Source organism: Ralstonia pickettii (assembly GCF_000607165.1).
In the GTDB taxonomy this organism is placed as follows: Bacteria; Pseudomonadota; Gammaproteobacteria; order Burkholderiales; family Burkholderiaceae; genus Ralstonia; species Ralstonia holmesii.
The window spans coordinates 953,307-975,688 of sequence record NZ_JFZG01000006.1 but is presented as its reverse complement, the minus strand read 5'-3'; the positions used below and the strand labels follow the sequence as shown (position 1 = coordinate 975,688).

General features: G+C 64.5%; 22 protein-coding genes. 10 read left to right on the top strand and 12 right to left on the bottom strand.

The window, feature by feature from the left end:
• Positions 1–52: 52 nt before the first annotated feature.
• Positions 53–658: an SCO family protein gene (locus BG83_RS0110845; RefSeq protein WP_024976742.1), complete on the top strand. Its 606-nt coding sequence runs from the start codon at positions 53–55 to the stop codon at positions 656–658.
• 68 nt (positions 659–726) lie between these two features.
• Here the strand turns inward: BG83_RS0110845 and rpoH are convergent, their stop codons facing one another.
• Both rpoH and BG83_RS0110835 read right to left on the bottom strand, forming a co-directional pair.
• On the bottom strand, positions 727–1,620 hold the full coding sequence (rpoH, locus tag BG83_RS0110840; RefSeq protein WP_419177600.1) for an RNA polymerase sigma factor RpoH: 894 nt from the start codon (positions 1,618–1,620) through the stop codon (positions 727–729).
• A 235-nt stretch (positions 1,621–1,855) separates the two neighbouring features.
• Positions 1,856–4,774, bottom strand: coding sequence for a diguanylate cyclase domain-containing protein (locus tag BG83_RS0110835; protein WP_024976740.1), 2,919 nt, complete (start codon positions 4,772–4,774; stop codon positions 1,856–1,858).
• A gap of 241 nt (positions 4,775–5,015) precedes the next feature.
• Between BG83_RS0110835 and BG83_RS0110830 the strand changes: the two genes are divergently transcribed.
• Both BG83_RS0110830 and BG83_RS0110825 read left to right on the top strand, forming a co-directional pair.
• Complete coding sequence (locus BG83_RS0110830) at positions 5,016–5,420, top strand: OsmC family protein (RefSeq protein ID WP_024976739.1); 405 nt, start codon at positions 5,016–5,018, stop codon at positions 5,418–5,420.
• Between the two features lie 13 nt (positions 5,421–5,433).
• Positions 5,434–6,303, top strand: a complete 870-nt coding sequence (locus BG83_RS0110825) for a pirin family protein (RefSeq protein WP_024976738.1) — start codon at positions 5,434–5,436, stop codon at positions 6,301–6,303.
• A gap of 14 nt (positions 6,304–6,317) precedes the next feature.
• On the opposite strand, the gene ybiB is transcribed toward BG83_RS0110825, so the two are convergent.
• The 5 genes from ybiB to BG83_RS0110800 form a co-directional block, all read right to left on the bottom strand.
• Positions 6,318–7,328, bottom strand: coding sequence for a DNA-binding protein YbiB (ybiB, locus tag BG83_RS0110820; RefSeq protein ID WP_024976737.1), 1,011 nt, complete (start codon positions 7,326–7,328; stop codon positions 6,318–6,320).
• 170 nt (positions 7,329–7,498) lie between these two features.
• Entirely contained in the window at positions 7,499–8,302 is an 804-nt protein-coding gene (locus tag BG83_RS0110815) for an ABC transporter ATP-binding protein (RefSeq protein WP_024976736.1), read from the bottom strand.
• Between the two features lie 19 nt (positions 8,303–8,321).
• Positions 8,322–9,173 (bottom strand): nitrate ABC transporter permease, encoded by an 852-nt coding sequence (ntrB, locus tag BG83_RS0110810; RefSeq protein ID WP_024976735.1) that lies wholly within the window; start codon positions 9,171–9,173, stop codon positions 8,322–8,324.
• Between the two features lie 55 nt (positions 9,174–9,228).
• Positions 9,229–10,509, bottom strand: coding sequence for a CmpA/NrtA family ABC transporter substrate-binding protein (locus BG83_RS0110805; RefSeq protein WP_024976734.1), 1,281 nt, complete (start codon positions 10,507–10,509; stop codon positions 9,229–9,231).
• 572 nt (positions 10,510–11,081) lie between these two features.
• A complete protein-coding gene (locus tag BG83_RS0110800; RefSeq protein ID WP_024976733.1) occupies positions 11,082–11,720 on the bottom strand; it encodes an ANTAR domain-containing response regulator in 639 nt (212 codons plus the stop codon).
• 148 nt (positions 11,721–11,868) lie between these two features.
• On the opposite strand from BG83_RS0110800, the gene BG83_RS0110795 reads away from it, so the two are divergent.
• The gene (locus tag BG83_RS0110795) at positions 11,869–12,570 is read left to right on the top strand and encodes a fumarylacetoacetate hydrolase family protein (protein WP_024976732.1); all 702 of its coding nucleotides are present in this window, start codon (positions 11,869–11,871) and stop codon (positions 12,568–12,570) included.
• Between the two features lie 18 nt (positions 12,571–12,588).
• The gene (maiA, locus tag BG83_RS0110790) at positions 12,589–13,239 is read left to right on the top strand and encodes a maleylacetoacetate isomerase (RefSeq protein ID WP_037031690.1); all 651 of its coding nucleotides are present in this window, start codon (positions 12,589–12,591) and stop codon (positions 13,237–13,239) included.
• A gap of 42 nt (positions 13,240–13,281) precedes the next feature.
• Here maiA and ftsY read toward each other — a convergent pair whose 3' ends face one another.
• Positions 13,282–14,466, bottom strand: coding sequence for a signal recognition particle-docking protein FtsY (ftsY, locus tag BG83_RS0110785; RefSeq protein WP_024976730.1), 1,185 nt, complete (start codon positions 14,464–14,466; stop codon positions 13,282–13,284).
• A 60-nt stretch (positions 14,467–14,526) separates the two neighbouring features.
• Between ftsY and BG83_RS0110780 the strand changes: the two genes are divergently transcribed.
• The 5 genes from BG83_RS0110780 to BG83_RS0110760 all read left to right on the top strand — a co-directional run bounded on the left by BG83_RS0110780 (position 14,527) and on the right by BG83_RS0110760 (position 19,117).
• Positions 14,527–16,023, top strand: coding sequence for a M16 family metallopeptidase (locus BG83_RS0110780; protein WP_024976729.1), 1,497 nt, complete (start codon positions 14,527–14,529; stop codon positions 16,021–16,023).
• Positions 16,023–17,375, top strand: coding sequence for a M16 family metallopeptidase (locus BG83_RS0110775; protein ID WP_024976728.1), 1,353 nt, complete (start codon positions 16,023–16,025; stop codon positions 17,373–17,375). The genes BG83_RS0110780 and BG83_RS0110775 overlap by 1 nt, the downstream gene beginning before the upstream one ends.
• A gap of 76 nt (positions 17,376–17,451) precedes the next feature.
• The gene (gene rsmD, locus BG83_RS0110770) at positions 17,452–18,102 is read left to right on the top strand and encodes a 16S rRNA (guanine(966)-N(2))-methyltransferase RsmD (protein ID WP_024976727.1); all 651 of its coding nucleotides are present in this window, start codon (positions 17,452–17,454) and stop codon (positions 18,100–18,102) included.
• Positions 18,103–18,299: 197 nt separating this feature from the next.
• Entirely contained in the window at positions 18,300–18,803 is a 504-nt protein-coding gene (coaD, locus tag BG83_RS0110765) for a pantetheine-phosphate adenylyltransferase (RefSeq protein WP_004633426.1), read from the top strand.
• Between the two features lie 50 nt (positions 18,804–18,853).
• Positions 18,854–19,117, top strand: a complete 264-nt coding sequence (locus tag BG83_RS0110760) for a YfhL family 4Fe-4S dicluster ferredoxin (protein WP_004633424.1) — start codon at positions 18,854–18,856, stop codon at positions 19,115–19,117.
• 68 nt (positions 19,118–19,185) lie between these two features.
• Here the strand turns inward: BG83_RS0110760 and BG83_RS0110755 are convergent, their stop codons facing one another.
• From BG83_RS0110755 to BG83_RS0110740, 4 genes are all read right to left on the bottom strand, one after another.
• Positions 19,186–19,833, bottom strand: coding sequence for a DUF4124 domain-containing protein (locus BG83_RS0110755; protein WP_024976726.1), 648 nt, complete (start codon positions 19,831–19,833; stop codon positions 19,186–19,188).
• A gap of 24 nt (positions 19,834–19,857) precedes the next feature.
• Entirely contained in the window at positions 19,858–20,460 is a 603-nt protein-coding gene (pth, locus tag BG83_RS0110750) for an aminoacyl-tRNA hydrolase (protein WP_012761087.1), read from the bottom strand.
• 169 nt (positions 20,461–20,629) lie between these two features.
• Positions 20,630–21,253 (bottom strand): 50S ribosomal protein L25/general stress protein Ctc, encoded by a 624-nt coding sequence (locus BG83_RS0110745; RefSeq protein ID WP_024976725.1) that lies wholly within the window; start codon positions 21,251–21,253, stop codon positions 20,630–20,632.
• A 152-nt stretch (positions 21,254–21,405) separates the two neighbouring features.
• On the bottom strand, positions 21,406–22,356 hold the full coding sequence (locus tag BG83_RS0110740) for a ribose-phosphate pyrophosphokinase (protein ID WP_004633415.1): 951 nt from the start codon (positions 22,354–22,356) through the stop codon (positions 21,406–21,408).
• Positions 22,357–22,382: the final 26 nt, after the last annotated feature.

Sequence of the window (22,382 nt, the reverse complement as noted above, 5' to 3'; positions counted from 1 at the left end):
AAGCATGTGCCGTTGGCGTTACGCTAGGCGGTCTGTTTCCAACACGATGACCATGCTTTCTTTCCGACACTTCCGCGCCGCGCTCTTCGCCATGCTGGCCGTCACCGTGATGGCGCTGACGGCGTGCAGCGACAAGCCCGCTTTCAAGAACCTCGACATCACCGGGTCCAAGAGCTTCGGCACCGATTTCTCGCTGACGGACCACACCGGCAAGCGCCGCACGCTCGAGGATTTCCGCGGCAAGGTCGTCGTCATGTTCTTCGGTTACACGCATTGCCCCGATGTCTGCCCGACCACGCTGGCCGAACTGCGCGCAGTGATGGACACCCTCGGCAAGGACGCCGACCGCGTCCAGGTGCTGTTCGTCACCGTCGACCCGGAGCGCGATACGCAAGACCTGCTGGCCAAATACGTGCCCGCGTTCGATCCGCGCTTCATCGGCCTGCGTCCGGCAAACGAAGCTGAACTGAAGAAGGTCGCGTCCGACTTCAAAGTGTTCTACAGCAAGGTGCCGGGCAGTTCGCCCGACAACTACACCATGGACCACACCGCCGGCAGCTACATGTTTGATCCAAAGGGCAACCTGCGCCTGTTCATCAAGCACGGTCAGGGCCCCGAGCCGATCGCCCACGACATCAAGCAATTGCTCGCCGACTGATCTTCGATCGTCGCACAAAGAAAAAGCCCGCCAGTTTGGCGGGCTTTTTTATGGCGGAGGCGGGCAGCTTAGGCGAAGGCCTGCAGTGCACCCTTCATCTTCTTCATCGCGGCCGATTCGATCTGTCGAATGCGCTCGGCTGACACACCAAACTCGTCAGCCAGCTCGTGCAGCGTCGAGCCGCCCGATCCGTCGTCGTTCACGTTCAGCCAGCGGGCTTCGATGATGCGGCGGCTGCGGTCGTCCAGCTTGGCGAGGGCGGCTTCGATGCCTTCGCTTTGCATACGGTCGTTGCCACGCGCTTCGATCACGCGGGTCGGCTCATTGTGCGTGTCCGCCAGATAGGCGATCGGAGCGAAGGATTCTTCGCCGTCGTCCATCTGGCCTTCGAGCGCGATGTCGCCGCCCGAGAGGCGCGTTTCCATCTCGCGCACTTCTGCACCCTTGACGTTCAACTCGGCCGCCACGGCGTCGATCTCATCCGACGTGAAGGTCGCCTGCGCGTCCTGCTTGTGGCTGCGCAGGTTGAAGAACAGCTTGCGCTGGGCCTTGGTGGTGGCCACCTTGACCATGCGCCAGTTCTTCAGGATGTACTCGTGCATCTCGGCTTTGATCCAGTGCATCGCGTACGAGACAAGACGCACGCCCTGATCCGGGTCGAAGCGCTTGACGGCCTTCATCAGGCCGATATTGCCTTCCTGGATCAAGTCGGCATGCGGCAGGCCGTAGCCGAGATAGCCGCGGGCGATCGACACCACCAGACGCAGGTGCGAGAGCACCAGACGGCGGGCGGCATCGAGATTGTCGTTGTCGCGGTATTCGCGGGCCAGACGTTGTTCTTCTTCGGCCGACAGCATCGGCACACGGTTGACGCTTTGGATATAGGCGTCGATGTTGCCCAGATTGCCAGGGAACGCCAGCGCCCATCCATTACCGGCGTTGCCGGACGGCTGGGTGGCGATTGCGGAAACGGTATTCACGGGGATGACTGCGTTCACTCAGGACTCCTGTCGAAATCCAGTGGAGGTTTGGAAAGGCATCTTAGCACTCCAACCGGATGAGTGCTAATAGGACATTTTTGTCCGGTTAATAGTTCCCGTAAATCAAGATGTATTCATCGATAGTGTGATGTTTGCGACGCAACAAAAAGCGTGTCATGTCCAGTCATAGACCGTGGCGGGGGTTATCGGTTCTCGACTATGCCGCCGTGTTGCGGCCGCGTGACTTAGCCCAATAAAGTGCGCGATCGGCTTCGCGCAGGGCGGCGTCTGGGTCACGCACTTCGGAGCCCGGGCAGGCGACACCAATGCTCGTCGTGACGTGCAGGACGGTATCGCCCGACAGATTGATGGGCGGCCGGATCGCGCCAACGATTTTCTGCGCGGTGTGCAGCGCATCATCCGGGGCGTCGATCGGGTCGAGCAGGATGATGAACTCGTCACCTGCGAGGCGGGCGACGGTGTCGGTGCGGCGCACGGCACGTTGCAGGCGGTGCGCGACCTCCACCAGCACAGCATCGCCGGCGGCGTGGCCGTAGGTGTCGTTGATGTGCTTGAAGTGATCCACGTCCAGATACAGCACGCCCAGCGGCGCGGGCAGGCGCTGACGGCGTTCCAGCGCGGCGCGCAGGCGCTCGTAGAGTTCGTAGCGGTTGGGCAGGCCGGTGAGGGCATCAAAGCGCGCCATGCGCGAAAGCTCCATCTCGCTGCGCTTGGCTTCGGTCACGTCCTGCACAAAGGCGTAGAAACCGCAGCGGCCGTCGCGCGCTTCTCCGGCATCGGGGACGAGCTGGCCGCGGAAATGCCGGGTGCGGCTGCGCGGGCCGGCGGTGTGCGGCTTTTCGTACCACGGCGCGGTGATCTCGAATTGGACGGATTCTCCGCGCTGGGCGCGCACCAGATACGGTGCCAGCAAGGCGTACGTGCCCGGCGTGAACACCCGTTCCGGCGTTTGGCCGCAGACCTCCTCGGGCGTGCGCTGCAGCCAGCGCGCATGCGTGACGTTGCAGAAGGTGAAGACGCTGTCGGGGTTGATGTGCGACACCAGCAGCGGCGCGTTGTCGAGCACGAGCTTGAGTGCGCGTTCACTGCGCGCCAGGGCCAGCTCGGCGCTGGTGCGGGCCGTCAGATCCTGCAGCACCGAGAAATAGCCGCGCAGCGTGCCGCGATCATCGTAGTCAGGAAAGTAGTGGCCGCTCAGGTAGCGGGGCACGCCGGTGCGCACGGACTGGATCTCGAATTGCACCGGGTAACCGGCCAGCACCTCCGTCATGTAGGGCAGCAGCGCGCGGTAGTCCTCGGGGGTGTAGATGTCGCGCACATGGCGGTCGAGCGTCTCATCTTCATTGCGGCCGAAGGCTTCGAGCAGCGTGCGGCTGGCAAAGCGGACGATGCCGTCGGGGTCGACATAGCTGAGCTGCGCGGGCACGTTGTCGGCCACCAGGCGCAGTTGTTCGCGGCTGGCGCGCAGGGCGTCACGGCGGCGCTCGAGGCTTTCGTTGGCGGTGCGCAGCGCGCGTTCGGACGCGGCCAGCCGGTTGGCAAACGGCCGCACCGTCAGACGGATGGCCAGCACGCTGCCGATCATCAGGCACAGCATGAAGGCCGCAAGCCGCTCGAACTGCACGCGCATCGGGGCGTACAGCTCGGCGCTGGCGATCTTGCTGATCAGTGCCAGACCCGTGTGGCCGATGGGCGTATAGCTGAACGACGTCGGCATGCCGTGGATGTCCTGCCACTGGCCGTAGCCGGCCTCGCCCGCCAACGCCAGGCGCGACGGCAGCGGCCGGTGGTCGACCGTGAGGGGCGGCAGCTCGAACACATAGGCATCGAAGCGCTGCGGAAACGACATGGCGCGGCCGCGCGCATCAAAGCCCGACATCGCCAGCGTTTCCGTCATCCCCGTACCGCGTTGGCTGTTGTAGCGGCCTGTCATATGGGCGAGTGGTTGCTCGGCGACCAGCCAACCGATCTGCATGCCGTCTGCCATGACGGGCGTTTCGGTGCGCATGGCAAAACCGTGTACCCATTGCAGCGTGACACGCTCGGGCGCGAGGCCGACGTGCAGCGGTATCGACAGTTCGGGTTCAAGCGTTTGCGTCCCCAGGCTGACGATGCCCTCGCCCGCGAGCGTACGCAGTTGCAGGTACGAGTAGCCTTGCTCGCGATACGCCTGCAGCGCACGCTCGCTGCGCAGGCGCGCTGCGTTGTCGGCCGGATGGCGCAGCACTTCCTGGATGTGCGTGGCGGCGGCCACCAGGCGGGGGCTTTCCGCGCGCATGGCCAGCAGTCGGTCGAACTCTTCAGCGTAGCTGGACAGGGCTCGCGCCCGTGTGGTGCCGAATGTCAGTGTGGCGCTATCCACCTGGATGATGAACGCCGTGACAGTGGCCCCCAGGCCCGCCAGCACCACACAGCCGCCGCTGATCCACACGATGGTGTCTTCCGGCGACAAGCGCAGGCGCAACAGGCCAGGATGCCGGGCTACCGCGGCGCACAGTGTGCCCGTGATCACCAGCAGCGAGCAGACGGCGGCCGCGTCCGGGGCGTGCCATCGCAGCCACGCCGGGTACAGATATTCGAGTGCCATGGCGCGGCCGAGCAGGTCGCCAGCGCAGAGCAGCATCGCCAAGCCGATGAGTCCCCAGAACCACTGCGCGTGGTGCGGTTTGCGCAGGGTGGGCACGAGGCTGAGAGCCGTCGCCGATGCGGCTACCGCCAGCGCGTGGCTGGGGTGCATGCCGCCAATCCATCCGGTCACCCATTGGCGGCCGAGCCAGGCGTGCAGGCCAGGAAAGTCCAACCCGATCGGCCATCCCGTGATCATCTCGGCCAGCCGCAGCGTGGACAGCACCGCCACCGCGCCGCCCAGCCCGCGAGCCGCCGGGTCTGCCCAGCGCGCGTTTGGTCGTACCGTCCCGAGGAGCAGCGCCCCCAGGCCAGCGCCCAACAGCGTCAGGTTGATCCCCGTGGCAAACACGATCAGCAGGCGGTCCGTGCCGAGCTTCACCGCCCATGGCCAATGCTGCAGCCAGCCGACCATCACGGTCAGCCCAATCAGGACGAGGAGAAAGCCGATGCCGCCGGCAATGGCGACAAGCGGCCGGCGAGGAACCATGCAGAGGACGCGTAAGCGGGGCGGTTTCAGGGCGGATGTCTTCTAACCGGAAGATCGGCGGAAAACCGCGCCGCTTGAGCGTTTCCACCCAAATGGGTGGGCTGAATTGCCATGTCTGCAATGTCGAGTGATCGAAGCGCCAATAAATGCGCTGCACTCCGCACATCGCGCCACCTCCCGTGCCTTCACGCAAGTTGGCTACACTGCCCGGACATCGCAGACACCGTTACAGGAGCCGTCAATGACCATCGTCGTCAGCAAGGACACCGAAGGCCTTTTCCGTCACAAGGTCACCTTCCCCGAAGGCGTGACCTACACTGACGTGCCCAAGCCGACGGGCGAGGGCAGTGCGCCCGATCCGCACGCCTACTTTGACGCGGCCCTGGCCAGCTGCAAGGCGCTGACCGTCACGCTCTATGCGCGCCAGCGCAAGTACCCGCTCGATTCGATCGACGTGGCCGTCGAGCACGACGGCAGCCAGGAGCGCCAGGGCCGCTACAAGCTGCGCACCGTGCTGACCCTGCATGGCGATCTAAGCGACGAGCAACGTGCCGACCTGCTGCGCGTAGCCGGCAAGTGCCCCGTTCACAAGCTGATGACCGAGGTGGAGATCAGCATCGACACCGAACTTGCCGAGCGCGCCTGAGGAGCCTTCCGTCATGACTTCCATTCAGCACATCATCGGTCCGCACGTGCGCGATCTGGGCGGTTTCTCGGTTAAGCGCGTGCTGCCCTCGGCGGCGCGCCAGACGGTGGGGCCGTTCATCTTCTTCGACCACATGGGCCCCGTGGATTTCGCCCCCGGCGAGGGCATCGACGTGCGTCCGCACCCGCACATCGGCCTGGCCACCGTCACGTATTTGTTCGACGGCAGCATGGTCCACCGTGACAGCCTCGGCAGCGTGCAGACCATCACGCCCGGCGATGTGAACTGGATGACGGCCGGCAACGGCATCGTCCACTCCGAGCGTTCTTCGCCCGAGGGACGTGAAAAGGGCGCCCGCGTGCATGGCATCCAGACCTGGGTGGCGCTGCCGAAGGATCAGGAAAAGGTGGACGCCAGCTTCGCCCATCACGCCGCCGACACGTTGCCCAAGCTCGAATGCCCTGGCGTGCAGGGCGTGGTCATCGCGGGGGATGCGTTCGGGCTGACGTCGCCCGTGAAGGTGAGTTCGCGCACGCTGTATGTGGCGCTGGAACTGGCAGCCGGTGCGTCGCTGGTGATCCCGCCCGAGCATGCAGACCGCGGGCTATATCTTGTCGACGGCGCCGTCAGCATCGATGGCGAGGCGCTCGACCCGCAGCACCTCGCTGTGCTGGAGCCCGGCGGTGACGTGACGCTCACCGCACAGGTGTCGTCACGCGTGATGCTGCTGGGCGGTGACCCGACCGACGGCCACCGCCACATCTACTGGAACTTCGTCGCCAGCGACAAGGCTGACATTGAAGACGCCAAGCAGCGCTGGGAGAACGACACCTTCGCCCACGTGCCGGGCGAGACGGAGCGCATTCCGCTGCCGTCCAAGTAAGACCGAGCGATCGATCAGGCAGCCTGCGCCGGTCGTGCACACCGCACGATCGCGCGGACCTGCTTGGCGATCGGCTCCGGCACCGGCTGCTTGCCGTCGAGCACCGCTTCAATCCACCGCGCCGTTGCCGCCACGTCCGTCCCCGCAGGCAATTCAGGCGGCGTATCGCTCGATCCTTCCACCGCCTCAATCACGGTTTCGTGTGATCCGTCGTGCAGCCACTCCACCGCGCTGCCGCGCCGTGCATCGGCCACGGTCTCGCCTTCGGTGCCGCGTGCGAGCAGCACATTGGCCGGATGGCGCAGGAAGTAATCAGTGAGCGTGTCGCGGTATTCCGGGTGCGTGTAGCTCACCAGCCGTAGCGCCTCGTGCGGTGCGTGTCCGCCAATGGGCTGCAGCATCTTCACCACCGTGTGGGCCGAATTGCGTAGGCCGACGATCTCGCGCTTGTCCAGCAGCGACGCCAACTCGGGCGATAGCACGTCAATCGGCACGAACGCCAGCCGATCGCTCTCCAGGCGCTCACGTGCTTCGTCCATGTGTTCGCAGACGGGCCAGCCAAGCGCTTCGAACAGCGCGGCCGTGGTGATGCGGCCGTCGAAGCGGCGAATGCCATGCACCAGCACCGGCACCCCTTCGCGCGCCAGCAGCTTGGCCAGCAACGGCACGAGGTTCGGCTGGCGGCGGGCACCGTTGTAGCTGGGGATGACGACCGGCAACGCGCGCTCAGGCGTGTCCGGTGCCGGCAGCGGCCGGCAGTGCGCATGCGAGGCTTCCAGCATGCCGTCGAGTTCTTCCGGGGTCTCGCCTTTGATGCGGTAGGCCATGAGGATGGCGCCGAGCTGCACGTCGGAGATGCGGCTTTCCAGCATGGCGGTGAAAAGCGCGCGGGCGTCGTGCTTGACCAAGGCACGGGCGCCGTCTGCGCCGCGGCCGATTTCCTTGATGAAGCGGGCGGCTGGGAAGGGGCCGGTGGTGAGGGCGTCTTCAGCGGCGTTGTCGGGGAGGATGGGGGGAGCGGGCATTGTTCATGGCGCGGGTGATTGGCTTGGGGTTGATCATAGCGCTGTGGATTCTGCGCTGGCGCCATGGGGTGGTTTTTTTGCGTCCTGTGGTGCGTCCCTTGTTTCAGCCCCGGCAGGGGGCGAAAGGGAGGCAGACCACCAAGGCCAAAACCCAGATCCAACAACAGACCTCAAGCCGCCTCCGCCACCGGATGCCGCTGCTTCCGATAAAGAAAATCCAGCACCGCAGTCCGACAAGCGTGATACGCCGGATCATCCGCCAACGCCATCCGATCCCGTGGCCGCGCCAGCTCCACCTTCAACACTTCACCGATGGTGGCAGCTGGTCCATTGGTCATCATCACGATCCGGTCAGCCAACAAAACAGCTTCATCCACGTCATGGGTGACCATAACCACCGTGCTGCCGGTGGCGGCAACAATCTTCAGCAGCTCATCCTGCAGATGCGCGCGCGTGAGTGCATCCAGCGCGCCAAAGGGCTCATCCATCAGCAGCACCTTCGGCTCCATGGACAGCGCCCGCGCAATCCCCACCCGCTGCTTCATCCCGCCGGAGATCTCGTGTGGATGCTTCTGCTCAGCATGCGTGAGCCCCACCAGCGCCAGCGCCGCATGCGTGCGCTCACGCAATTGGGCCTTCGTCTCGGTCTTGCCAAACACACGCTCGACGGCGAGATACACGTTGTCAAAGCACGTGAGCCAAGGCAGCAGCGAGTGGTTCTGAAACACCACCGCCCGATCCGGCCCTGGTCCGGCGATCTCCCGTTCGGCCAGGATCAACCCACCAGTGGTCGGCCGCGTGAGCCCGGCAATGAGATTGAGCAACGTCGATTTGCCGCAGCCCGAGTGGCCGATCAATGCGATGCACTCACCGCGCGCGACGGTCAGGTCGATGTCGCGCAGGGCAACGAACGGGCCCCTCTTGGTCTTGAACGTCTGCCCGACGTTTTCGATGCGCAGGAATTTGTCTGTCATGGCGATCCCCCCATTTACCTCAAACCGCGTCGTATGAGAAGCGCCGTGCAATCGCCAGCAGCGCGTGCTCCAGCAGCAAGCCCACCACCCCAATCACGAAGATGGCGATGACGATGTGCTCGACCTTCAGGTTGTTCCACTCGTCCCACAGCCAGAAGCCGATGCCGACACCGCCGGTGAGCATCTCTGCCGCCACGATCACCAGCCACGCGGTGCCGATGGACAACCGCACGCCCGTCAGCATGTACGGCAGCACGGCGGGAAACAGCACGCGCGTGAACACCTTCCACTCAGACAGGTTCAGCACACGCGCCACGTTCAGGTAGTCCTGCGGCACGCGCGTCACGCCCACGGCGGTGTTGATGACCATCGGCCAGATCGAGCAGATGAAGATCGCCCAGATGGCCGCCGGGTTGGCCGACTTGAACAGCAGCAGCCCGATCGGCAGCCACGCCAGCGGCGACACCGGCCGCAGCAGGCTGATGATGGGCGAGGCCATCGCATTCAGAAACGCAAAGCGCCCGATGATGAAGCCCGCCGGAATGCCGATGACCGCGGCCATGCCGAAGCCCGCACCCACGCGCGCCAGCGACGCCAGCACGTTCCAGCCCACACCTTGGTCATTCGGGCCATTGCGGTAGAACGGATCGGCAAACAGTGTGACCGCCGCTTTCCACGTCACCGCCGGTGTGGGCAGCGCCGGGATGGCCGAGGCGATGCCCTGCCAAGCCAGCACGAACAGTGCGAAGCCCAGCGCGGGCGGAAAGCCTTTCACTACAGCTGCAACAAACCAGTCGCGCGCAACCAAGCGGCGACGTTCAGGGGCGGCGTCGGACTGCACGCCGGACAACGTTTTGACGAGCGTGTTCATGTCGGGCTCCATCGACGTGAGGGACCGCAATCAGAAATTCAGGAGGGCAGCAGCGTCAGGCTTTCAGCTTGAAGCCGTCGGCATACGCGGCGGGGTTCTTCGCATCCCACACCACGCCGTCGATCAGCTTGGCGGTGCGCATGTCGCTCTTGGGCAGCGGTGTGCCGGTGGCGGCAGCGGCTTGCTTGAAGATGTCGACGCGGTTGACCTGCTTGGCCACGGCCAGGTAGTCCGGATGCGCCTTCAGCAGGCCCCAGCGCTTGTGCTGGGTGAGGAACCACATGCCGTCTGACAGGTACGGGAAGTTGACCGCCCCATCGTGATAGAAGCGCATCGGGTCCGGGTCGTCCCAGGTCTTGCCCAGACCATTCGAGTAGCGGCCCAACATGCGGTCGAGAATGATGTCCATGTCGGTGTTGACGTAGGACTTGGCGGCAATGGTCTCGGCCGTCTTGCGGCGGTTCGATGCCGACGCATCGATGAACTTGCTTGCCTCCAATACCGCAGCCGTGAGCGCGCGTGCCGTGTTCGGATACTTCTGCACGAACTCCGCCGTGGTGCCCAGCACCTTCTCCGGATGGTCTTTCCAGATGGCCTGTGTGGTCTCGGCGGTAAAGCCGATGTTGTCGGCAATCGCGCGGGCGCCCCACGGCTCGCCCACGCAGAAGCCATCCATGTTGCCCACGCGCATGTTGGCCACCATCTGCGGCGGCGGCACGGTGATCGCCTTGGCGTCCTGCAGCGGGTGGATGCCGTGCGCGGCCAGCCAGTAGTACAGCCACATCGCGTGCGTGCCGGTCGGGAAGGTCTGCGCGAACACATATTCGCGCTTGTCCTTCGCCATGACGGCCTTCAACGACGTGCCGTCCTTGACGCCTGCTTCCTTGAGCTTGGATGACAGCGTGATCGCCTGGCCGTTGTTGTTGAGCGTCATCAGCACGGCCATGTCCTTCTTGGGGCCGCCGATGCCGAGCTGCACGCCGTAGATCAAGCCGTAGAGCACGTGCGCCGCATCCAGGTCGCCCGACACGAGCTTGTCGCGCACGCCGGCCCACGAGGCTTCTTTCGACGGCGTGATCTTGATGCCGTACTTCTTGTCGATGCCCAGCGTGGACGCCATGACCACCGAGGCGCAGTCCGTGAGCGGGATGAAGCCGACCTTCAGCTCCGTCTTCTCGGGCGCATCGGAGCCAGCGGCCCAGGCACCGGCACGCACCAGCGGATCGATCAATGCCACGGCACTGCCTCCTGCAATCGTCGCCGCGGCTTTCATGATGCTGCGGCGCTTGGGGTTGATCGGATTGACGAGGGCGTCGGTCTTGTCTGGCGCGGCCATCCATGGCTCCAAAGAAAAGGCGTCCCGACGCGCGCCATCGCCCATCGCAGAGGAGGGGTCGCAGAGCTGTGCGTCGGGACGCCGTTGTCCCATGCCGATACCCACGTTGGCATCGGCTTCGCAGCGACACTTGCAAGGGGTATGCCAACGTTGAGCAATGGGGCTCGGCGTTCCGAGTTCAGAGCTCGGCGCGCGAGGCTTTTAACTCGGCGGTTGAGGTTAGGAACTCAGCGCGTGAGGCTTTTAGCTCGGCGGTTGAGGTTCGGAACCCGGCGCGTGAGGCTTTTAGCTCGGCGGTTGAGGTTCGGAACCCGGCGCGTGGGGCTTTTGGCTCGGCGGTTGAGGTTAGGAACTCAGCGCGTGAGGCTTTTGGCTCGGCGGTTGAGGTTCGGAACTCGGCGCGTGAGGCTTTTAGCTCGACGGTTGAGGTTCGGAACTCGGCGCGTGGGGCTTTTAGCTCGACGGTTGGGGTTCGGAACTGAGCCTGTGAGGTCCGGAAAGCCGCGCGCGACTGGTGCGTTTCCAGCGCCGGAGTTGTGCGACGCACCAAAACTGGGCGGTGGCCCGACCGCTCAACTGGCCATTACATCGATGACGCGTTGGGCGGCTTCCACCAGCTTGATGTTGCGGTCCATGGCCATTTTGCGCAGGCGCTTGAAGGCGTCGTCCTCCGACAGGCTCATCTGCTTCATCAGCAGGCCCTTGGCGCGTTCGAGCACCTTGCGTTCGGCCAGCTGCGTCTTGGCGGTATCCAGTTCGGCGCGCAACGCACTCTCGTGCTCGAAGCGAGCGTAGGCCACGTCCAGCACGGCCTTGACGCGCGTGGGCTTGATGCCGTCGACGATGTAGGCCGTGATGCCGGCGGCAAACGCCGTCTTGATGCGTGTGGCGTCGTCGTTGTCGGTAAACAGCACGATCGGGCGCGGCGCGTGCTGTGTGGCCACGCAGACGTGCTCGATGGTGTCCCGCGCGGCCGATTCGGACGCGACGATCACCATGTCGGGCTGTGTCTCTGCAATGCGCTCCGGCAGCGTCAGGTCGGCATCCGCCAGGCCCACGTCGACAAAACCGGCCTCCGCAAGGCCGGCGCGGATCAGCTCCAGGTTGATCTGTTCAGCATCGAGCGGATCGCGCACGAGCAGCACGCGCATCGGCGCGGCCGGGTGCAGGGCGGCAGGCGGGGCAGATGGGGCGGGCGGTTTCGTTTGCATGGTGCAAAGTGGGGCAGGGTGCACGCCACTCATGCAAGAACCGCGCCGGGCCGGTGCGGGTGTATTCTCGCAAACTCGTCGGTCGCCGGGGGGCGGTGGCCGCAGTGTCCCCACCTGTTCCAATCCAGCTTAGTCCCAGGAGACCCGCATGACCGAGTTCGTCGTCACCCCGCCCGCCGTCAATGGCATTCCCGTCCGTGGCGGGCATGGCCAGTTTCCGGTGCGCCGCGTGTATTGCGTCGGCCGCAACTACGCCGCCCATGCCCGCGAGATGGGCTCCGACCCCGACCGCGAACCGCCGTTCTTCTTCTGCAAGCCGGCCGACGCCGTGCGCTACATCCCCGACGGTGAGACCGGCCAGTTCGTCTACCCGACCGAAACCAAGGATTGCCACTACGAGATCGAACTCGTGGTCGCCATCGGCACGGGCGGCCGCGACATCTCTGTGGAAACCGCAGCCAACCACATCTACGGTTACGCCGTCGGCCTGGACATGACGCGCCGCGACCTGCAGAACGCCGCCAAGAAGGGCGGTCGCCCGTGGGAAACCGGCAAGGCGTTCGACGGCTCGGCACCCATCGGGCCGATCGTCCCGGCCAAGGATGTCGCCCACGCAGACAAGGGCGCCGTCACGCTGTCGGTCAATGGCCGCGAACACCAGCGCGGTGACCTGTCGGACCTGATCTGGTCGGTGCCGGAAACCATTGCGTATCTGTCGCGCCTGTTCGAACTGCGCCCCGGCGATCTGATCTACACCGGCACGCCCGAAGGCGTCGGCCCGGTTGTCGTCGGCGACCTGATGGTCGGCAAGATCGACGGCGTGGGCGAGCTGCATGTGAAGGTCATTTGAGCGGAAGAGTCAGAAGCCATGTCGATCAAGCTGTATAACTACTTCCGCAGCTCGGCGTCGTTCCGTGTGCGCATCGCCCTGGAGGTCAAGGGCCTGCCGTACGACTACGCGCCGGTGCACCTGCTCAAGGGCGAGCAGATGGCGCCCGACTTCGTCAAGCTGAACCCCGATGCGCTGGTGCCCGTGCTGTGTGACGGCAACGACGTGCTGAACCAGTCCTTGGCGATCGTCGAATACCTGGAAGAGACGCATCCCGAGCCCACGCTGCTGCCGGGCTCGCCAAGCAACCGCGCCCACATCCGTGCGATTGCGCTGGCCATCGCGTGCGAGATCCATCCGCTGAACAATCCGCGCGTGCTCAAGTATCTGAAGAACACCTTCAACGTGGAAGAAGAGGCGCGCAACGACTGGTACCGCCACTGGGTGAAGCTGGGGTTTGCAGCGTTGGAGACGCGGCTGTCGGCGTCTCCGCTCACGGGCGCCTACTGTGTTGGCGACACGCCGACGCTGGCGGACGCGTGCCTCGTGCCGCAGGTGTTCAACGGCAAGCGGTTTGATGTGGCGGTGGAGGATTACCCGACGCTTGCGCGCATCTTTGAGCACTGCATGGCGCAGGAGGCGTTTCAGAGGGCTGCGCCTGGGGTGCAGCCGGATGCGGTTTCCGCGTAAGCAGTAAGGATTCCGGCGTCATTGCGACGCCGGGTTCATCGTTTATCCCAACAACGCGTCAGCAAATTCCCGCGCAGAGAACGGCTGCAGGTCTTCAACCTGCTCACCCACGCCGATGAAGTACACCGGCACCGGACGCTGCCGTGCGATGGCGGCCAGGATGCCGCCCTTGGCAGTGCCATCCAGCTTGGTGACGATCAGGCCCGTGAGGCCCAGCGCTTCATCAAAGGCTTTGACTTGCGCGAGGGCGTTCTGCCCCGTGTTGCCATCGATCACCAGCAGCGTTTCGTGCGGCGCCGTGGCCATCGCCTTGGCGGTCACACGGCGCACCTTCTTGAGTTCTTCCATCAGGTGCAACTGCGTCGGCAGGCGGCCGGCGGTGTCGGCCATGACGATGTCGATGCCGCGTGCGCGTGCGGCGTTCACCGCATCGAAGATCACGGCGGCCGGGTCGCCCGATTCCTGCGCCACCACCGTGACGTTGTTGCGCTGACCCCAGATCACGAGTTGCTCTCGCGCGGCGGCGCGGAACGTGTCACCCGCGGCCAGCAGCACCGATTGGCCGTAGGTCTGGAAGTGCTTGCACAGCTTGCCGATGCTGGTCGTCTTGCCGGCGCCGTTCACGCCCGCGATCATGATCACCATCGGCTGTTCGCGGCCGAGCACCATGGTTTTTTCCAAGGGGTGCAGTAGCTCGACCAGCAAGTCGCGCAGGGCGGTCTTCACGCCTTCGGCGGTTTCGATGCGCTGAGCTTTGATGCGGCGGCGCAGTTCGCCCAGTAGGTATTCGGTGGCGTCGACACCAGCGTCGGCCATCAGCAGCGCGGTCTCCAGTTCTTCGAACAGCGCTTCGTCCACCTTCACGCCAACGAACAGCGTGGTCAGGCCCTTGCTCGTCTTCGACAGGCCGGAGCGCAGGCGCGACATCCAGCCCTTGCGGGCCTGTTCGATCACGGCGGGCGTGGGCACGGTCTCGACATCGTCGGCTTGCACGTCGAGTGCAGGCTGCACGGCAGGTGCGTCCGGCACGGCAATGTGAGCCGGGAGGGCGACAGGTACGGGAGCAGGCGCAGCGACGGGCTGGGGGGCTGCAACCGGGGCGGGTACGGGCGCGGGGGCAGGGATGGCAGCCGGGGCAGGTGCCTGCGCGGCTTCAGACGCCGCTGCGGGCGTGGGTTCGGCGGCCGGTTGGGGCTCTGCCTTGCGCTTCTTCCAGAAACTAAACATCGTAAAAGGCAGTCTATTTCGCCGTTAGAATCAAGCGTCGAATTTTATCAGACAGCCCTTATGCGCTCTTCCATGCGAATCGTTTCAAACCGGGCTCGGTCGCGAGTCTGGCAATTGGCTGCGACGGCCCTGGCGGCAGGCCTGCTGGCCGGCCATGTTGGCGCGCAGGAACTTGCTGCTGCGCCCGGGCGCCCGGTGGCTACCGCCAGCGGCGCCAAAGTGGGTGCCAGCCAGTCCGACACGCACGAATACAAGCTGCCCAACGGGCTCCAACTGATCGTCAAGGAAGACCACCGTGCCCCCACCGTGGCGCACATGGTCTGGTATCACGCCGGCAGCATCGACGAGCACAATGGCACCACGGGCGTCGCCCACATGCTTGAGCACATGATGTTCAAGGGCACCAAGGCTGTCGGCCCCGGCGAGTTCTCCCGCCGCGTAGCGGCCCTAGGCGGCCGTGAAAACGCCATGACCACGCGCGACTTCACGATGTATTTCCAGCAGATCGAGAAGTCGCACTTGGCCGATGTGATGGGGCTTGAAGCCGATCGCATGGCCAATCTCCAGCTAACCGACAAGGAGTTCAAGCCGGAGATGAACGTGGTGAAGGAGGAGCGCCGCATGCGCATCGACGACTCCGCCCGTTCCACCGTCTACGAGCAGATGCTCGCCACGCTGTTCAACGCCGCGCCGTACCGGAACCCGACCATTGGCTGGCCGGGCGATCTCGACACGATGACGGTGCAGGACGCGCAGAACTGGTACCACGCCTGGTACACGCCCAACAACGTCACCGTGATCGTCGCGGGCGATGTCAACCCCGATGAAGTCTTCCGCCTCGCGCAGCGCACCTACGGCAAGCTCAAGCCGCATGCGCTGCCGCGCCGCTACGCGCAGGAAGAGCCCAAGCAGATTGGCGTGAAGCGCATCTGGGTGAAGGCGCCTGCCGAGAACCCGTATGTTGTGCTGGCATACAAGGTGCCGCGTTTGATCGATGTGGAAAAGGACGTCGACCCGTACGCGCTGGAAGTCCTGTCGGCCGTGCTCGACGGCTATGACAACGCGCGCCTATCGAGCCAGCTCGTCAAGGGTGAAAAGCGTATCGCCGACGACGTCAACGCCGGCTACGACGGCCTGAACCGCGGCCCCTCGATCTTCCTGATGGACGGCACGCCCGCCGACGGCCACACCACCGCCGAGATCGAACAGGCCCTGCGCGCGCAGATCGAGCGCATCGCCAAGGAGGGCGTGACCGATGCCGAACTGAAGCGCGTCAAGGCGCAGGTTGTGGCCGCCCAGATCTACAAGCGCGACTCGGTGTTCGGCCAGGGCATGGAGATCGGGATGAACGAGATGAGCGGTCTGTCGTGGCGGTCCATTGATCGCCAGCTTGAGAAGATCAAGGCCGTGACGTCGGCGCAGATCCAGCACGTGGCGCAGACGTATTTCAGCGAAGACAACCTCGTCGTCGCCACGCTGCTGCCGCAACCGATCGATCCCAACAAACCGGCGCGCAAGCCTGTTCCTGGCATGCGCGAAGAAGGAGGGCTGCGTTGATGCGCGCCATGTCTCTGACCCTGAAGACGGCGCTGGTCGCCATTGTTGCCGCGGCGGCGCAGAGTGCTCTGGCCGCGCTGCCCATCGAACACTGGACGGCCCCGACCGGCGCGCGCGTGTTTTTCGTGCCGAGCCCGTCGATCCCGATGCTCGACATCAATCTCGACGTGGATGCGGGTTCGCGCTACGAGCCAGCGGCGAAGGTTGGCCTCGCCTCGCTGACGGCCGGCATGCTCGACAAGGGCGTCGCCGCGCAGGGCAACGCACCCGCGCGCGATGAAGCGGCAATTGCCGATGCGTTTGCCGATGTGGGTGCGAGCTTTGGTGGCGGTGCGGGCGGCGATCGCACAAGCCTGCGTCTGCGCACGCTGTCCGACCCGAACGAGCGAGGCCCGGCCATCGCGCTGATGACGCAGATCATCTCGGCGCCGACCTTCCCCGACGCCGTGCTCGCGCGGGACAAGCAGCGCCTTGTGGCGGCCATCCGCGAATCGCTGACCAAGCCGTCGGTGCTGGCCGAGCGCGCGTTCGGCAAGGCCATCTACGGCACGCATCCGTACGGGCAGACCGCTTCGCCGGAAACGGTGGAGAGCATCACGCGTGACGACATCGTGGGCTACTACCAGGCCAACTACACGGCCAAGCGCGCAGTGGTGACGCTGATCGGTGCGATCAGCCGTAAGGAAGCCGAGGCCATCGCCGAGCAGATCACGCGCGGCCTGCCCGCTGACGGCGCCACGCCGCCGGCGCTGCCCGACGTGAAGATGCCACTGGCGAAGGCGGAGACGATCCGCATTCCGCATCCGGCGCAGCAGGCGACCATCATCCTCGGGCAACCGGGCATTGCGCGCGGCGATAAGGATTATTTTCCGCTGCTGGTCGGTAATTACGTGCTCGGTGGTGGCGGTTTCAGTGCGCGCCTGACCAACGAAGTGCGCGAGAAGCGCGGCCTGACGTACAGCATCGGCAGCTACTTTGCGCCCGCCGCGCAGCCCGGTCCGTTCGAGTTGGCGCTGCAGACGCGCAAGGACCAGACCGAAGAAGCGTTGGGCGTCGTGCGTGACACCGTTGCCAAGTTCGTCGCCGATGGCCCGACCGACGCGGAACTGAAGGCCGCCAAGGACAACCTCGTCAACGGTTTCCCACTACGCCTGGACAGCAACCGCAAGCTGCTGGACAACGTGGCCAACATCGGCTGGTACAACCTGCCGCTCGACTACTTGGACACGTGGACGCAGCGCATCGCGGCTGTCACGCGTGACCAGGTGCGTGCGGCATTCCAGCACGCGCTGCAACCGCAGACCATGGCGACGATCGTGGTGGGCGGTCCGGGGAAAGTCGCTGCGAACTGACGCACGGCGGCTGAATCCGAAAAACCGGCGGCATCTCCCGCCGGTTTTTGTTTGCGCTGGCACTACAATCGCGCCCATGGCACCTCGTACTTCTAAAGGCCCCAAGGCCAAGACCGCCACGTCGCATGCGCGCGCACCGCAGCAGGTTCGCATCATCGGCGGGCAATACAAGCGCACGCCGCTCCCGGTGGTCGACGCCGACGGCTTGCGCCCGACCAGCGACCGCGTCCGCGAAACCGTTTTCAACTGGCTCGGTCAAGACCTGACCGGCTGGCGCTGCGCAGATATCTTTGCCGGCACTGGCGCGCTCGGCTTTGAGGCGGCTTCGCGCGGCGCCGCGCACGTGACGCTCATCGAAAACCACGCCCCGGCCGTGCGCGCGTTGCACGCCATCCGCGACAAGCTGGGCGCACGTATGGTCGACATCGTCTCCGGCGACGCCTTTGCCTGGCTCGCTCGCCAGCCCGATGCTGCGCTCGATGCGGTGTTCATCGATCCGCCGTTTGCACAGGACTGGACGTTACGGGCATTGGAAGCCGCAACCCGGGTGGTCAAGCCAGGAGGCGTGATCTACGTTGAAGCGGCACAGGCGTTGGTGGATGTGAGTACTGATTCACATGGCGACGAGCCGACCGCCGGTATCGCGTTGCCTGCCGATCTGGTGCTTCACAAACACCTGCGCGCCGGTGCGGTGCATGCACATTTGCTGCTCCGCAAAAACGGTTAAACTACGCCGCTCGCAACCGATGCATGAGCATCGAGCGGCACCCGCAACGCCGGTGCCCTCGGTCGGTATCGGTGGCCCAGGCGGCAGGCTCGGGACCTGCCGCGCTCGATAACGCAATGGTGTCCGAATGCAGTACCGGCGCGGCCATGTCCCACGCCGACGCTTGCGGATGCTCTTTTCCCCTTGGTGGAGGAACCATGGTGATCGCGGTTTATCCCGGCACTTTCGATCCGTTCACGCGCGGCCACGAAGACCTCGTGCGGCGTGCGTCCAATATCTTCGACGAGCTTATCGTCGGGGTGGCGCAGAGCCCGAACAAGCGGCCGTTCTTCGCGCTGGAAGAGCGCATCGAGATCGCCCGTGAAGTGCTCGGCCATTACCCCAACGTGCGGGTGGAAGGGTTTTCCGGCCTCTTGAAGGATTTCGTGCGCAAGAACGGCGCACGCGTCATCGTGCGGGGCCTGCGTGCCGTGTCGGATTTCGAGTACGAATTCCAGATGGCCGGTATGAACCGCTACCTGCTGCCGGACGTGGAAACCATGTTCCTCACGCCGTCGGATCAATACCAGTTCATCTCGGGCACGTTTGTGCGCGAAATCGCCGTGCTTGGCGGTGACGTGAGCAAGTTCGTGTTCCCGTCGGTCGAAAAGTGGCTCAAGGAAAAGACCGGCAAGACGGAAGGGTCGGGGAAATCGGAATAAAATGACGCTTTGGCGAGCGCTGGCTCGCCGGCCATTTCAAGGAAGGCATCATGGCGCTCATAATCACCGATGAGTGCATCAATTGCGACGTATGCGAGCCTGAGTGCCCCAACGGCGCGATTTCGATGGGCCCGGAGATCTACGTGATCGACCCGGGCAAATGTACCGAATGCGTCGGCCACTTTGACGAGCCTCAGTGCCAGCAGGTCTGTCCGGTGGATTGCATTCCCAAGGACCCGGCCCATGAGGAAACGCACGAGCAGTTGATGCAGAAGTACACCCAGCTCACCTCAGCACCACCACGCGCAGCGTGAGCACACAAAAAAGAGACGGCTTTGGCCGTCTCTTTTCATTGGTACCTACCGTTCGTGGGCAATTACGTTTACTGGATCGGCAGCAGATCTTCCGGCCCTTCGTACGCATAGCCCGGTTCGCAGACGATGCGGTAATGCGGGTAATGCGGATGCAGTGGGCGCGGCACGATGGGTGTGGGCGCCAACGGTGCTTGCGCGAACGGCTTCGGGCCATTGCCAGGTTGGCGTAGCGCGCCAGCAGCCGGCGCGGGAGGTTGGCGGATCACCGGCATCGGCGTCGGATAGGGTTGCGGGTATGGCGCCGGGTACGGCAACGGCCCCACGTAGACGCGATGGCAGTAGCGAACGCCTTCCTGCGCAACCACCACTTTCTGTCGTTGCTCGCGGCGCGCCTGTTCGGCAGCCTGTGCGGCCATCTGGGCTTGGCGGGCATCTTCCGCTGCCTGCGCTTTTCGGCGTGCCGATTCCATCTGCTGCACTTCGGCGGCTTCGGCGCTAGCGCGTTCGCGGGCAGCCTTTTGATCGGCGGCGCTGGGCGTGTTGTCGATCATCGGCACGGGCTGCGCGCGCGTACCGCAGGGGTGGTCAGAATAGGTCGTCTGGCCGTTTTCGCTGCAGCGATACACCTGCGCTTGCGCCGGCAGACTAGCCGCCAGGCCGAGCGCCAGACCCGCCAGCACGGCGGCGCGTGAGGTCAGTATGGCGAACCGTGTCATGGCGGTGTCCTCGGTGTTGGCGGATCAGCGTGCGGTGTGCAGGCGCATCATGGCTTTCTCGGCGTTGCCGGCAATCAGCTCGGGCAGCGCATCCAGGCTCTGATCGATGGCGCGATCGATTAGGTCCTGCTCTTCCTTGCGAGGCGCCTTGAGCACGAAGTTGGCAACGTCATGCTGACCGGACGCTGCCGTGCCCGGTGGCAACAGGTTGCGCGGGTGGCCGATGCCCAGCCGCAGCCGCCAGAACTGTTGCGTGGTCAGATGTGCCGCAATGTCCTTCAAGCCGTTATGGCCACCCGAACCGCCACCGAGCTTGAGCTTGACAGCGCCGGGCGGCAAATCCAGTTCGTCATGCACGACCAGGATTTCATCGGGCATCACTTTGTAGAAGCGGGCCAGCGCCACGGTGGCCAGGCCGGAGCGGTTCATGAAGGTTTGCGGCTGCAGCAGCCACACCTCGTTGCCCCAAAGGTTGGCGCGCGCTGCATAGCCGTGAAAGCGCGTCTCGTTGCGCAGCGTCACGTTGCCCATGCGCGCGAGTTGGTCGACCAGCCAGAAGCCGGCGTTGTGTCGCGTCGCCGCATATTCGGCCCCCGGATTGCCGAGGCCGACGATGAGTTTGATCATGCGATTCGTATCAGGTTGAGGTGCAGGAAGCGCCCCTTGATCGTACAAGCATAGCTGCTTTCCGCAGCCTGGAGGCTGTGCGGCGCGCGCCGCTCAGGCAGAAAAAAAGCCCGGCGAGACAGGCTCGGCGGGCTTCTTTCGCTCGCACCGAAGTGCGAGGTGCGGCAACTTAGGCTGCCGGCTTGTCTTCGCCTGCAGCAGCGCCTTCTTCGGCGGCAGCGGACTTCTCGCCAGCCGGCACGCTGATGTTGGCAACAGCCGGGTTCTCATCGCCACCGTGGGTGAGGATGGTCACGCCCTTCGGCAGCTTCAGGTCAGCGATGTGCAGGGTCTGGCCGATTTCCAGCGTACCCAGATCCACTTCGATGAACTCGGGCAGGTCGGCCGGCAGGCACGACACTTCAACGTCGTTCAGGATGTGGTTCACGATACCGTGGCCCAGCTTCACGCCAGGAGCAGTTTCCTGATTCATGAAGTGCAGGGGCACCTTGACGTGGATCTTTTCCTTGGCCGACACGCGCTGGAAGTCGACGTGCAGAACCAGTTGCTTGAACGGGTGCAGTTGGAAGTCACGCAGCAGCGCCTTTTCCACCTTGCCAGCCACTTCGATGTCGAGGATCGACGAGTGGAAGGCTTCCTTCTTCAGCGCGTGGTACAGCGCGTTGTGATCGAGTTCGATCAGCTTCGGCTCGGCGCCAGCGCCGTAAATGATGGCCGGCGTCTTGCCGGAATTGCGCAGGCGGCGGCTCGCACCAGTGCCCTGAACGCTACGCTCGAAAGCGACAACTTTCATGATTGCTCCAAACGAAAAAGACGACTCGCGACCAAGCCGTCTGGTGAACGGGGCGCCATATTGCGCCCCGCAGACACCGCAGAAGTGCCGTCTAGTCGACGTTTTCTGCAGTAAAGCCTTGAATTATAACAGTAAGCCGCTCGGGTGCTGAATCATTCCGCAAACAGCGACATGATCGAGTCACCGCGCACGATGCGGGTGAAGGTTTCGGCCAGCAGCGGCGCCGTCGAGAGCTGGCGGATCTTGCCGCACTTGATGGCGTCTTCGCGCAGCGGAATGGTATCGGTCACGACCACTTCGTCGAGCGCCGAGTCTGCGATGCGGGCAGCTGCGCCACCCGACAGCACCGGATGCGTGCAATACGAAAACACTTGCTTGGCGCCGCGCTCCTTGAGGACCTGCGCGGCCTTGCACAGCGTGCCGCCGGTATCGATCATGTCGTCCATGATCACGCAGTTGCGGCCGTCGACTTCACCGATGATGTTCATCACCTCAGCGACGTTGGCCTTCGGGCGACGCTTGTCGATGATCGCCAGATCCACGCCGAGTTGCTTGGCGAGTGCACGTGCGCGCACCACGCCACCGACGTCAGGCGACACCACCAGCAGGTCTTCGTAGTTCTTCTTGCGCAGGTCTTCGAGCAGGATCGGCGACGCGTAGATGTTGTCGACCGGGATATCGAAGAAGCCTTGAATTTGGTCAGCGTGGAGGTCCATCGTCAGCACGCGCTCGACGCCGGCGACTTCCAGCATGTTGGCCACGACCTTGGCCGTGATCGCCACACGCGCCGAACGCGGGCGACGGTCCTGGCGGGCATAGCCGAAGTAGGGGATGGCGGCCGTGATGCGGCGGGCAGACGCGCGCTTGAGCGCATCGACCATCACCATCAGTTCCATCAGATTGTCGTTGGTCGGGGCGCAGGTGGATTGCAGGATGAACACGTGCTTGCCGCGCACATTCTCCTGGATCTCAACCTGGACTTCACCATCGGAGAATCGGCCGACGAGGGCCTTGCCTAGGGGAATGCCTAGGTGCTTGACGACAGCTTCGGCGAGTTTCGGGTTGGCGTTGCCGGTAAAAACCATCAAGCCTTCGCTGCTCATCGGGGCACCTGTTTTTCGACTTCAGA